This is a genomic window from Alkalibacillus salilacus (assembly GCF_030812915.1).
Classification (GTDB): Bacteria; Bacillota; Bacilli; order Bacillales; family Alkalibacillaceae; genus Alkalibacillus; species Alkalibacillus salilacus.
This window is the reverse complement of the sequence record NZ_JAUSTQ010000003.1, coordinates 110,203-123,839: the sequence shown is the minus strand read 5'-3', so window position 1 is coordinate 123,839 and position 13,637 is coordinate 110,203. Positions and strand designations below refer to the sequence as shown.

The 13,637-nt window shown below is 37.8% G+C and carries 12 protein-coding genes; all 12 read left to right on the top strand.

Annotated features, from left to right (window positions below):
* Positions 1–6 precede the first annotated feature (6 nt).
* The 12 genes from J2S77_RS04875 to mutS all read left to right on the top strand — a co-directional run bounded on the left by J2S77_RS04875 (position 7) and on the right by mutS (position 13,628).
* Complete coding sequence (locus J2S77_RS04875) at positions 7–969, top strand: helix-turn-helix domain-containing protein (RefSeq protein WP_306975181.1); 963 nt, start codon at positions 7–9, stop codon at positions 967–969.
* Positions 970–1,028: 59 nt separating this feature from the next.
* The gene (gene pgsA, locus J2S77_RS04870; protein WP_306975180.1) at positions 1,029–1,607 is read left to right on the top strand and encodes a CDP-diacylglycerol--glycerol-3-phosphate 3-phosphatidyltransferase; all 579 of its coding nucleotides are present in this window, start codon (positions 1,029–1,031) and stop codon (positions 1,605–1,607) included.
* Positions 1,604–2,845 carry a competence/damage-inducible protein A gene (locus J2S77_RS04865; RefSeq protein WP_306975179.1) on the top strand — a complete coding sequence of 414 codons (1,242 nt, stop codon included), beginning with the start codon at positions 1,604–1,606 and terminating at the stop codon, positions 2,843–2,845. The genes pgsA and J2S77_RS04865 overlap by 4 nt, the downstream gene beginning before the upstream one ends.
* An 87-nt stretch (positions 2,846–2,932) precedes the next feature.
* A complete protein-coding gene (recA, locus tag J2S77_RS04860; RefSeq protein WP_306975177.1) occupies positions 2,933–3,976 on the top strand; it encodes a recombinase RecA in 1,044 nt (347 codons plus the stop codon).
* Between the two features lie 243 nt (positions 3,977–4,219).
* On the top strand, positions 4,220–5,785 hold the full coding sequence (gene rny / locus J2S77_RS04855; RefSeq protein ID WP_306975175.1) for a ribonuclease Y: 1,566 nt from the start codon (positions 4,220–4,222) through the stop codon (positions 5,783–5,785).
* A 90-nt stretch (positions 5,786–5,875) separates the two neighbouring features.
* Positions 5,876–6,673, top strand: a complete 798-nt coding sequence (locus J2S77_RS04850) for a TIGR00282 family metallophosphoesterase (protein ID WP_306975174.1) — start codon at positions 5,876–5,878, stop codon at positions 6,671–6,673.
* Between the two features lie 112 nt (positions 6,674–6,785).
* Complete coding sequence (locus tag J2S77_RS04845; protein ID WP_017186088.1) at positions 6,786–7,046, top strand: stage V sporulation protein S; 261 nt, start codon at positions 6,786–6,788, stop codon at positions 7,044–7,046.
* A gap of 130 nt (positions 7,047–7,176) precedes the next feature.
* Positions 7,177–8,079 (top strand): dipeptidase, encoded by a 903-nt coding sequence (locus J2S77_RS04840; RefSeq protein ID WP_306975171.1) that lies wholly within the window; start codon positions 7,177–7,179, stop codon positions 8,077–8,079.
* A 141-nt stretch (positions 8,080–8,220) separates the two neighbouring features.
* On the top strand, positions 8,221–9,792 hold the full coding sequence (gene miaB, locus J2S77_RS04835) for a tRNA (N6-isopentenyl adenosine(37)-C2)-methylthiotransferase MiaB (protein ID WP_306975168.1): 1,572 nt from the start codon (positions 8,221–8,223) through the stop codon (positions 9,790–9,792).
* Entirely contained in the window at positions 9,793–10,203 is a 411-nt protein-coding gene (locus J2S77_RS04830) for a YlbF/YmcA family competence regulator (RefSeq protein ID WP_306975167.1), read from the top strand. It begins immediately after the preceding gene.
* Positions 10,204–10,446: 243 nt separating this feature from the next.
* Positions 10,447–10,977: an outer spore coat protein CotE gene (gene cotE / locus J2S77_RS04825; protein ID WP_306975166.1), complete on the top strand. Its 531-nt coding sequence runs from the start codon at positions 10,447–10,449 to the stop codon at positions 10,975–10,977.
* Between the two features lie 101 nt (positions 10,978–11,078).
* Positions 11,079–13,628, top strand: coding sequence for a DNA mismatch repair protein MutS (gene mutS / locus J2S77_RS04820; protein ID WP_306975165.1), 2,550 nt, complete (start codon positions 11,079–11,081; stop codon positions 13,626–13,628).
* Positions 13,629–13,637: the final 9 nt, after the last annotated feature.

Sequence of the window (13,637 nt, the reverse complement as noted above, 5' to 3'; positions counted from 1 at the left end):
TAATCAATGGAAGTAGGAGAAAGACTAAAAGAAGCTAGAGAAGCCAAAGGTCTCACGGTCGAACAGTTAGCTCAAGAAACTAAAATTCAAAAACGTTATTTAGATGCAATTGAAACGCATGACTGGTCAACTTTACCTGGGAATTTTTATATACGGGCTTTTGTTCGAGAATACGCGAATGCTGTAGGTTTAAATGGTGAAGAACTATTACATGAACATGCTAACGAATTACCTACTGTAAGCGAACCAGCAAGTTATCAATATATGACTCCATCGCGTTCTGCGGGTAAATCAGGTAAAAAGAATAAGCAGATGTTTTCTGTGATCCCGAAATTACTTGTTTTTATCTTATTAATTGGAGTCGGTTTTGCTATATGGTATTCAGTGGTCAACTTTATACAACCTGCCATGACTGAGGATTCGAATAATAATGATTCAGAAGAAATTATTAGCGCTCCTGAAGAAGATGAGAATAATCAAGAAGAGAACAATAATGATGAAAATAATAATCAAGAAGAGAACTCATCAAATGAAGAGGGCAATAATGATTCATCTCAAGATAATAATAGTAACAATGGAGATGAGGAATCAGATCAAGAATCAGAAGAATCAAGTGAACCTCAAATTAGTGTGGCAAACGTTGATGAGAGTGGGACACCAACGACAACTTATGAAGTTTCACACAATGGACCTGTTGAAATCACCTTGAATACGGATAGTGAGACGTGGCTACAAGTTAATGTTTCTGAAAATGGCAATACTTCTCAACCTATATCAGGTATGTTCAACACTGAAAATGCTCCAGAAACATATACTTACGAAAATAGTAGTGGTGAAATGGAGCTAGTCATTGGCTTAGCTAGTGCATTTACTGTTGAAGTGAACGGTCAGCCGATTGAATATGAAATTGACCCAAATGACACGGTTCGTCAAAACGTAATCATTCAATGGCAAAATGAAGAATCATAAATCCTTTGCAGTTAGCAAAGGATTATTTTTTGAAACACTATAGCTTTGGAGGTTTATGTATGAATGTACCAAATAAAATCACACTTTCCAGATTGTTTTTAATTCCCATTTTTATAATCCTTCTCGTAACTCCCTTAAATTGGGGGGAGCTCAATATTGGTGCTTATGAGTTACCTATAGCCCACTTGTTAGCTGGAATATTATTTATTTTAGCATCCTTAACAGACTGGTTAGATGGTTACTATGCGCGTAAATATAATTTGGTGACTAATTTAGGTAAGTTTTTGGATCCTTTAGCAGATAAATTGTTAGTTTCAGGAGCCCTGATATGCTTAGTTGAACTACAAATGGCTCCTGCATGGATTGTGATTATCATCGTAAGCCGTGAATTTGCTGTTACCGGGTTGAGGTTAGTAGCTGCTGGTGAAGGGATTGTTCTTGCTGCAAGCCAAATGGGCAAACTTAAAACAACTTTACAAATTGGTTCAGCTGCATTTCTCATCTTGCATCATTTCCCTTTTTCCTATTTAGAATTACCAATCGGCTCAATTTTGTTATATCTCGCAGCCTTAGTGACAGTTATTTCTGGTGTAGAATACTTTAAGAAAAACTGGCATGTTATGAGGGGTTCAAAATGACGTTACGTTGTGAAGTCATTTCAGTAGGTACAGAACTTTTGCTTGGTCAAATCGTTGATACAAACGCGAGTTGGTTATCTAAAAAATTAAATGATGTTGGATTAAATGTGCTTCATCATCAGACGGTTGGAGATAATGCTAATCGAATGAAGGCTGTTTTTCAGCAAGCTCAAAATCGGTCTGATCTCGTCATTGTAACTGGAGGTCTTGGACCAACAGAAGATGATTTAACGCGGGAAGTGGCAGCTGAATTATTTGATACATCTCTGCTGATGGATAAGCAAGTCATGAACCAAATTGAACAATTTTTTGGTGATCGTAACATTTCAATGACTGAGAATAACAGAAAGCAAGCTTTACATTTTAACGGTGGTCAAACTTTTGAAAATTATGTTGGGATGGCACCAGGTTTAGCATTTAAACATCAGGGTGTTTACTGGTTCTTCTTACCAGGGGTGCCAAAAGAAATGAAAGATATTATGTCGAATGGTATTATTCCTTACCTACATCAGCTTGGTTTAACAGATGGTAAACTGTATTATCGTACTTTATATTTTCAAGGGATAGGTGAATCCATTTTAGAAACTGAACTACTTGACTTAATCCAGTCACAGACTAACCCAACAATCGCCCCTTTAGCGGGAGATGGATATGTGATGGTTAGATTAGCTGCGAAAGCTAATCGAAAAGATGAAGCAGCTGATTGGTTCGATGAATTAGAAGAGCTCATTCGTTTTCGCGTTGGTGAATACATTGTTAATCAACCTCGATCTAAAACGGAGCAAGTTATTGAACACTTCAAAGATCAAAAGATTTCATTAGCTTCTTGTGAGAGTTTAACTGGCGGATTATTTTCATCTACGATTGTAGATCATGCAGGGGTTTCATCGTTTTATTATGGTAGTTTGATTACATATAACAATCAAGCCAAACATGTTGTCGCTGACGTTCCAGCTAATATTTTAGATGAAGAAGGGGCAGTGAGTCACGCCTGTGCAAAAGCTATGGCATCAGGTGCTGCAAATAAATTAAATACTGACGTTGCGATAAGTTTTACTGGTGTGGCAGGTCCTAATGATGAGGATGCCATTTCACCGGGTACAGTTTATATTGGACTATCAGTTTATGGAAACGTTTATTCAAAGTTGTTTCAATTCACAGGGTCCCGAGAAGATGTGAGGCAAGCAGCAACAGATGCCGGTATGAAATATTTATATGATCAGTTTGTACGACAATAAAAAACAGAACAAATATTCGCTTTTTTCTTGGCAAAACATTAAAATCGTAGTATGATAGATATAGTGATAAGAAAGGGGAATAAGAAAATGAGTGATCGTCAACAAGCGTTAGATATGGCATTAAAGCAGATAGAGAAACAATTTGGTAAAGGATCCATTATGAAATTGGGTGAACAAGAAGGGCAAGCGATTTCAACTGTTTCAAGTGGTTCGCTTGGTTTAGATGTTGCCTTAGGTGTTGGAGGCTATCCGAGAGGACGAATTGTTGAAATTTATGGCCCAGAATCATCTGGTAAAACAACTGTCGCATTACACGCAATCGCTGAAGCACAACGCGCAGGCGGCCAGGCAGCATTTATTGATGCTGAACATGCGTTAGACCCTGTCTATGCACGTAAATTAGGGGTTAATATAGATGAATTATTGCTTTCACAACCTGATACAGGTGAACAAGCGTTAGAAATTGCAGAGGCGCTTGTACGTAGTGGTGCAGTCGATATCATTATCGTTGACTCTGTAGCTGCACTAGTTCCAAAAGCTGAGATCGAAGGCGAAATGGGAGATGCACACGTTGGTTTACAAGCGCGTTTAATGTCGCAAGCCCTTCGTAAGCTTTCTGGTGCTATTAATAAATCAAATACGACAGCTGTTTTCATTAATCAAATTCGTGAAAAAGTTGGCGTTATGTTTGGTAATCCTGAAACGACTACAGGTGGTCGTGCATTGAAATTCTATTCTTCTGTACGCTTAGAAGTACGCCGTGCAGAGACATTAAAGCAAGGTAATGAAATGATCGGGAATAAGACCCGACTTAAAGTTGTGAAAAACAAAGTGGCTCCACCGTTCAGACAGGCTGAAGTTGATATTATGTACGGTGAAGGAATTTCAAGAGAAGGCGAATTAGTCGATATCGGAGCAAATCTTGATATTGTCCAAAAGAGCGGTGCTTGGTTCTCTTACAATGGTGATAAGTTAGGCCAAGGCCGAGAAAACGCGAAGCAATATTTAAAAGACAATCCAGCGGTATATGATCAAATTTATAACGAAATTCGAGCTCATTACAGCATTGATGAAAACGAAACAGCGGAAGAGGAAGAAGCCGAAAATCAAGAAAAATTAGACTTAGAGTAGGTTATATGAATAAGCTGTTCAACAATCGATTGAGATGGTGTTGAGCAGCTTTATTTATGGGGAACAGCAAGAGACAAATTTATAAATTGTTTGACAATTCCTTGACATGAGTACTAGACAAGCTTAAAATTAATATGTATAATTTTCATTTTATACTTTAATGCTTATGATGAATGATTGTACATTACCGACTGAAATGAAATGAAAGAGTGAAACAATTTTATAGCAAGAGGAGGTGAAAGTATGGATAGTATGGTAACGTTAATCATCTCCATTTTGCTAGCTTTGGTTGTCGGTACTGTTGTTGGTTATTTTATTCGTCGTTCAATAGCTGAAGCGAAGATTTCGAGTGCTGAAGAATTTGCTCGAAAACTTGAAGATGAAGGTCGTCGAAATGCTGAAGCAGCGAAAAAAGAAGCACTGTTAGAAGCGCAGGATGAAACAAATCGCTTGCGGCAAGAACAAGAACAAGAGCTACGCGAACGTCGTAATGAAGTGCAAAAACAAGAGAATCGGCTGATGCAAAAGGAGGAAACTCTCGATCGTAAGAGTGAAACGTTAGATAAACGTGAGCTTACGTTAGAAAACAAAGAGAATTCATTAAATGAAAAGCAACAACAACTTAATGAAGCTGAAAGCAAAGTGGAAGAAATGATGACTACACAACAGGCTGAGCTTGAACGTATTTCTGGATTAACTGAAGAACAAGCGAAGCAAGTGATTATAGACCGTGTGGAAAATGATATGTCTCATGAAACAGCTATGATCATTAAACGTGAAGAAACCAAGGCGAAAGAAGAAGCAGATAAGAAAGCGAAAAATATTCTATCTCTTGCCATTCAACGTCTTGCAGCAGAACATGTTTCTGAAACGACAGTCTCTGTTGTGAATTTACCGAACGATGAGATGAAAGGACGGATAATCGGTCGTGAAGGTCGTAATATCCGTACACTTGAAACATTAACAGGTATTGATTTAATTATTGATGATACACCTGAAGCCGTTATTTTATCTGGTTTTGACCCAATTCGACGCGAAATTGCTCGAATTGCATTAGAAAATCTAGTACAAGATGGTCGTATCCATCCAGCTCGAATTGAAGAGATGGTTGAGAAATCTCGTCGTGAAGTAGATGAATACATTCGCGAAGTGGGTGAAGAAGCAACCTTCGATATTGGTGCTCATGGTATTCATCCTGATTTGGTTAAGATTCTTGGTCGTTTGAAATATCGTACAAGCTATGGTCAAAACGTGTTGAAACACTCATTAGAAGTAGCCTACTTATCAGGTCTCTTAGCAGCTGAGTTAGGTGAAGATGAGCAGCTTGCTAGACGTGCAGGTTTACTACACGATATTGGTAAAGCCGTAGACCACGAGGTCGAAGGAAGTCACGTTGAAATTGGTAAAGAACTAGCACAGAAATACAAGGAAAATGAAACAGTTATCAATTCTGTTGCCTCACACCATGGTGATGAGGAAGCAACAAGCGTTATTTCTGTTATTGTAGCTGCGGCTGACGCCTTATCAGCTGCACGACCTGGAGCTAGAAGTGAGTCATTAGAAAATTATATTAAACGACTCGAAAAACTAGAAGAAATTGCGGACTCATACGAAGGTGTTGAGAAATCATTTGCGATTCAAGCTGGACGTGAAGTGAGAATTATGGTTCGTCCAGACGCTATTGATGATGCAAAGGCTGTTACGTTAGCGCGTGACATTCGTCATAAGATCGAAGAAGGTTTAGATTATCCTGGTCACATTAAAGTAACAGTCGTTCGCGAAACGCGAGCAGTTGACTATGCGAAGTAAAAAGACGGCTTAACGGCCGTCTTTTTTATTTTGACTATGACTTGAAAGTATGTAACGATTTACTAGAGAAGATAAGGAAAGGATAAAATTATGAAAATTTTATTTATTGGAGATATTGTTGGAAAACCTGGGCGCGACGCACTACAACAACAATTAACACAGTTAAAAAGACAACATCGTGCTGATTTCACGATTGTGAATGGTGAAAATGCTGCACATGGAAAAGGGATCACGAAAAAGATTTATCATCAAATTCTCGAGTGGGGAGCTGATATGGTCACTTTAGGTAATCACGCTTGGGATAAAAAAGAAATATTTGATTTCATAGATGACACGGATCAGTTAGTTCGACCTGCAAATTTTCCTGAAGGAACACCTGGAAAAGGAATGCAATACGCTACAATTGGGAAAACTAAAATAGCCATCATTAATGCACAGGGGCGTACGTTTATGAATCCGATTGATGATCCATTTACAGTCGTTGATGGGTTAATTGAACAAGCTAAACGAAATGCACATATTATCTTTGTGGATTTTCATGCTGAAGCAACTAGTGAAAAACAAGCCATGGGTTGGTATCTCGATGGTCGTGCAAGTGCTGTCGTTGGAACACATACACATATTCAAACGTCAGATAATCGCATTCTACCTAATCGAACAGCTTATATTACAGATGTCGGAATGACAGGCCCTTATAATAGCATCCTAGGTGTAGATAAAAATGCTGTTATTCGTAAGTTTAAAACTGGGCTTCCAGTTAAGTTTGATGTACCAGAAACAGATCAAACGGTATTAAGTGGTGTTGTGATTGATGTAGATCAAAACACAGGTGAAGCTAAAAAGATTGAACGAATCCTAGTGAATGACGATCATTTAAATTTTGAATGAGTGGATTATTTGAATTTTTCCGACAATTCATTCATAATAAAAGGAATAGGTCGTAAAAATGCTGAATAGATTAATGATGAGATCATTATAGTAATTGAAGGAGGAACTAGGAATGGAAATACTCAAAGTATCATCAAAGTCAAATCCGAACTCAGTTGCAGGTGCTTTAGCAAATGTGTTACGTGAAAGAGGTTCTGCAGAAATTCAAGCTATAGGGGCTGGTGCTCTTAACCAAGCAGTGAAAGCTGTCGCCATCGCACGAGGATTTGTTGCTCCTAGTGGTGTAGACTTAATTTGTATTCCAGCATTTACAGACATTACGATCGAACAGGAAGAACGCACAGCAATTAAATTAATTGTTGAACCAAGATAATGGACTCAACAAAAAGTACAAGGCTTTCAAAGCTTTGTACTTTTATTTTTGTCCAGATATTGTTAGTGCATAGTGGCAGCGAAATCGTGTATGCTTGCGCGTATAGACTATATATAAGGAGAGGACTAATATGATTGATATGCACTGCGACGTTTTAATGAAACTATGGGAGGAGCCACATAAATCTTTTAGCGATGATGATTTACATATATCCTACAACAAATGGCTCAACAGCCCGGTCCAAGTACAATACTTTGCGATATTTGTTCCACCCGAAACGAGTCAAGATTACTTTCAGAGTGCACTTGAAATGATTGACCTTTTTCATGAAAAAATTATTAAACCATACCCTGGAATTAAATGGGTTCAAACTAAAGAAGAAGTCGAGGCCTTAAGCCCACATGAAAAAGGGGCTGTTTTAACGTTAGAAGGATGCCATGTTATTGGTGAAGATTTAATGAAGTTAAGAACATTACTACGGCTCGGCGTACGGGCTGTTGGTCTCACTTGGAATAACGTCAATGCCCTTTCAGGAACTTGTGTGGAGGATGAAGAGTTAGGGTTAACTACTTTAGGGAAAGCAGCTGTTAAGACGATTAATGAGTATAATGCTTTTGTGGATTGTTCTCATCTATCACCAGCAGGTATTGATGATGTTTTAGAGCTTGCCGATCGCCCTATGATTTCCCATTCGAATGCAAAGGCGATCTATCAACATGAGCGCAACATTTCGGATCAACAATTAAAGCAATTTTTTGAGCAAAAAGCCCCTGTCGGAATAACATTTGTTCCTTATTTTACAGCGAAAGATGGCGTGAATATTGAGGATTTACTGAATCATATAAATCATATGTATGAATTAGGTGGACGAGATTCAATCAGTTTCGGTTCTGATTTCGATGGTATGTCTGAAACCATTCAAGGTTTAGAAGATATCGAAGCTGTACGTAATCTTTATCATAAACTAGCTCATCATTATTCCAGTGATGATGTTTATCGCATGCGTTATGATAATGCTGTTCGATTTTTATAATAGAATTTATGAATGATTCATGACATCTTTAATCTTTTTAGGTTGTATTTACCGGCTAATTATTGTTAAAATCCGTTTTAGCACTTATACTGAGTATAGGTATGGAACTGGTTTTCGGTATTAGAGGAAAGGAGTCTTGTCATGAACGAAAAACAACGACATGAACAGAATCAAATAATACAAAGTCATGCGTCTAATCAGGCAAGCGAGGAGAAAAATTTAAACCGTCTGAAGGAAAAAACTTCAGATGATTTTATTAAATATTTTGAAGCGACGTACGAACCACCTAACTTAAGAAAAGCTCAAAAACGTGGTAAACAAGACATTAAATACCATGATGATTTTGAGATTGAAGAGCAATTCCGCAACTTAGGAGTTGGTAAGAAATACTTAATTCGTACTTATGGGTGCCAGATGAACGAACATGATACAGAAGTGATGTCTGGTATTTTAGAAGAGATGGGTTATGAAGCCACAACTGATCAAAAAGAAGCCGACATGATTTTACTTAATACTTGTGCGATTCGTGAAAATGCGGAAAACAAAGTATTTGGTGAACTTGGCCACTTAAAATCATTGAAGGTCGAAAATCCTGACCTAATTGTTGGTGTTTGTGGTTGTATGTCACAGGAAGAGTCAGTCGTTAACCGTATTTTAGCGAAACATCATCATGTTGACTTGATTTTTGGTACACATAATATCCACCGTCTACCTCAGCTAGTTCAAAACGCTTATCTTAGTAAAGAACGCGTTGTTGAAGTATGGTCTAAAGAAGGTGACGTCATTGAAAATCTTCCTAAACGGCGTAAAGGCCAAATTAAAGCATGGGTTAATATCATGTATGGTTGCGATAAATTCTGTACTTATTGCATTGTTCCATATACGCGCGGTAAAGAACGTAGTCGTCGTCCAGAAGACATTATCCAAGAATTACGCCATTTAGCTGCCCAAGGTTATAAAGAAGTAACCTTTCTTGGTCAGAACGTTAATGCTTATGGTAAAGACTTAGACATAGATTTCGGCTTAGGCGATTTAATGGATGAAGTTCGTAAAATCGATATCCCACGGGTTCGGTTCACGACATCACACCCGCGTGATTTTGACGATCGCTTAATTGAAGTATTAGGTAAAGGCGATAACTTAATGCCGCATATTCATTTACCCGTTCAATCAGGTAATTCCGATGTGTTAAAACTTATGGGACGTAAATATACACGCGAGCAGTACTTAGAACTCGTCGGCAAAATAAAAGAAGCTATTCCGCACGCAACGTTCTCAACAGATATCATCGTTGGTTTCCCAAATGAAACGGAAGAGCAATTTGAAGATACCATGACATTATATGATGAAGTTGGTTTTGAACATGCTTATACTTTCATCTTCTCACCACGTGATGGTACGCCAGCTGATAAGTTTAAAGATGAGGTTACCGAAGATGAGAAGAAACAACGTCTTTATCGTTTGAATGATAAAGTAAATGCTTATGCGAAAGAAGCAATGAAGAAATACGAAGGTCAAACAGTTAACGTCTTAGTTGAGGGTGAAAGTAAAAACAACCCTGACGTTTTAGCTGGTTATACAGAGCATAGTAAGTTAGTGAACTTCACAGGTCCTAAGTCAGCGATTGGTGACATTGTTGAAGTTGAAATTACTCAAGCTAAAACGTGGTCATTAGACGGCGTTATGGTTGAAGAAGCTGTAGAGGTGAATTAAATGGCACAATACTCAAGACAAGAAGTAATCCAAGAAGCGAAAGATTTAGCTGTAAAGTTATCGAAAATAGAAGAGATTGAACGCTTTAAGCAACTTGAAGTGAAATTGAATCAAAACAATAAAGTCCAATCCTATATTAAAAAGATTAAAGCTTTACAAAAACAAGCGGTTAACTTACAGCATTATGAAAAGTCTGAAGCTCAAAAACGAGTGGAAGAAGAACTTGACCGTCTACAACAAGAACTTGATGAAATCCCTGTTGTTCAGGAATTTAAAGAAACACAAGTTGTTGTGAATGATATTCTACAACGCGTATCAAAAACGATTGCTGAAGAAGTCACGAACGAAATTATTCGTGCAACAGGCGGCAATGTTTTAAAAGGTGAAACAGGAAAAGAATTAAAATATTAAACAAAATCCCTCCGAAAGCAAATGCGCTTTCGGAGGGATTTTAATTTTGTCTCTATTAAGAGTTAGTGTGGATCAACAACAGACTTTAACAAAGCTAAAAATTTTTGTTTTCATTATTAACACTCAATTAGGCAAACGCATATGAATGACACTATAACGTTTCTAATCGTCACAAGATGATTCACATCAAACGCCCAATTAACATAAGAATATAGTGGCGAAATGAAAAAGGAGGAACGTGATATGTCAGGTCGAGACTATCGAGAGATTATTACGAAAGCAGTTTGTGGAAAGGGGAAAAAGTATACAGAGGATCATCACCATGTTTCACCCAACTACAAACCATCTAGTATATTAGGGTGTTGGGTAATTAATCATCAGTATGAAGCGAAAAAACGTGGTCATGTCGTTGATATCACAGGTACTTACGATATTAATATTTGGTACTCTTATTCCGATAATACTAAAACAGAAGTTATCTCAGAACGCAAACAGTACAGTGATCAAGTCCCAATTGCCATGAAAGACCAGAAAAGTTTAACCAATCAATTTGATGTTGTGGCTCGTGCAACGCAACAACCTAATACACTTGAATGCGAAATTGATGAGAAGCAAAAGCAAATACGCGTTGATTTAGAGCGTGAGTTTGTTGTGGATCTGATTGGCGAAACTAAAGTTTGGGCTAAAATTGAACCGAATGGCTTTGATGAAGATGAAGTCGATATTAGTGGATTGGATTCAGAATTAGCAGATATCGAAATTGACCGCGAATAAGCTTGAACCATACAGTTGTTATCTGCAACTGTATGGTTTTTAATTTTAGTTATTATTTGTGCTATAATGTCGGATAGAGCATGACAATTGGAGGAACCAACATGGCAAGATATACGCCGATGATTGAACAATATATGAAAGTAAAAGATGAAAATAAAGACGCCTTTTTATTTTTTCGTTTAGGTGACTTTTATGAGTTATTTTTTGATGATGCTTTAAAAGCTGCAAAGGAACTTGAAATTACATTAACACAGCGGGATGGAGGCGATGAAAAAATCCCAATGTGCGGGGTCCCTTTCCACTCTGCAGAAAATTACATTAAAACGTTGATTGATAAAGGCTATAAAGTTGCAATATGTGAGCAAGTAGAAGACCCGCAAACAGCGAAGGGTGTGGTTAAGCGAGAAGTCGTACAAATCGTAACACCAGGCACTGTTATGGAAGGAAACATGTTAGATGAATCTGAGAATAATTACATAACATCGATCGATCAACATACTGATGGTTATGTCATAGCATATGCTGATTTAACGACAGGCGAAACGTTCATCAGTAAAATGAAGGCGACCATTCAAGATGTTATCAGCGAACTTTATAATCGTCCTGTTAAAGAAATTGTGCTCCCAACGAGTTTTCCAGAAGAAGAACAATCTTCTTTGAGTGCTTATTTAAATGTAACGCTATCATACCAAGATGAAACATCCATTCCGGATCATTTTGATTACCTAGTTGAAGGATTAGAGAGCAAAGAGCTGATTAATGGATTTGGCCGCTTATTCCAGTACATTCATCATTCTCAAAAACGTTTTTTAAGTCATCTTCAAGCTGTGGAATACGTTCCAGTTGAACAATATATGAAACTAGATCTTTATTCTAAACGTAATTTAGAACTCATGGAGTCAATTCGAGATAAGAGCCAAAAAGGAACGCTTCTGTCTGTATTAGACCGAACTTCTACAGCAATGGGGGCTCGTCGATTAAAGAAATGGATTGATCGCCCTCTATTATCGAAAGAAACGATCGAAAAAAGGCATGCTCAAGTGGAGTCACTTATGACCATGTTCTTTGAAAGAGAAGCACTACGAGATCAACTTAAACATGTCTATGATCTTGAACGATTAGCTGGACGAGTTTCATATGGGAATGTCAATGCGCGTGATTTACTCCAACTTAAGAAGTCATTAGCAAAAGTGCCGGATATAAAAGCGACGCTTAATCAATTTGATGATGATTTAATCACGGATTTATTGGGCGATATTTCACCATATGACGCGATGTATCAGCTATTAGACTCTAGCATACATGAGGAACCGCCCATTCTTATTACAGAAGGTGGCATTATAAAAGATGGCTATCATGCACAATTAGATGAATATCGAGAGGCATCCCGTAATGGTCGACAGTGGGTGGCAGAATTAGAAGCTTCAGAACGTGAACGAACAGGCGTTAAGTCACTCAAAGTAGGTTATAACAAAGTGTTCGGCTATTACATTGAAGTAACGAAAGCAAACTTATATGCTATTGATGATGAACGATACGAGCGAAAACAAACACTTGCTAATGCTGAACGTTTTATTACGCCAGAATTAAAAGAAAAAGAGAAATTAATATTAGAAGCGAAAGACAAGAGTGTCGCTTTAGAATACGATCTCTTTGTTGAGATTCGCGAGGAAATGAAACAGTATATTCCTTTATTACAACGTCTTGCTGAACAAATTAGTGAAATCGATGTATTAGTAAGTTTTGCATTTGTTAGTGAAGAAAATAATTATTTAAAGCCTGTCATGAATGATACGCAGGTCTTAGCTGTCCAAGGTGCTCGTCATCCTGTTGTTGAACATGTGATGCAAGAAGAATTTGTACCTAACGACTTCTTTATGGAAGAAGATACAGATATCTTGCTTATTACAGGACCTAATATGGCTGGTAAAAGTACGTATATGCGGCAACTTGGTTTGCTAGCCATAATGGCGCAAATTGGTTGTTTTGTACCAGCGAGCCGGGCGAACTTACCGATTTTTGATCAAATTTTCACGCGTATTGGTGCCGCGGATGATCTTGTATCTGGTCAAAGTACGTTTATGGTCGAGATGTTAGAAGCTCAATATGCTGTTACGAACGCATCCAATAATAGTTTGATATTATTTGACGAAATTGGTCGTGGGACAAGCACTTACGACGGGATGGCTTTAGCTCAATCCATTGTTGAGTATTTGCATGATCATGTTGGCGCTAAAACCTTATTTGCCACGCATTATCATGAGCTTACGACACTGGAGGATAACTTAACGCATTTACAAAATGTTCACGTCGAAGTCGATGAACAAGATGGGGAAGTTGTATTCTTACATCATATTAAACCTGGTAAGGCAGATAAAAGTTACGGTGTACATGTAGCTAAATTAGCGGATCTTCCTCATGAAATTATTGACCGAGCTAATTATCTGTTACAAACATTTGAGAGTACTCAATCGATTAAAGACGATTTAGTACAAGAGCAGCAATTAACTCTATTTGAAGAAACGGCTAGTGAATCAACACACCAAGAGTTAGAAGTCTATAAGGATATTCAAAACCTGAACTTGATGGAAATGACGCCAATGGAAGCCATGAATACACTTCATTCACTCCAAAAGCGTTTGAAGGAATAATAGCGAGAG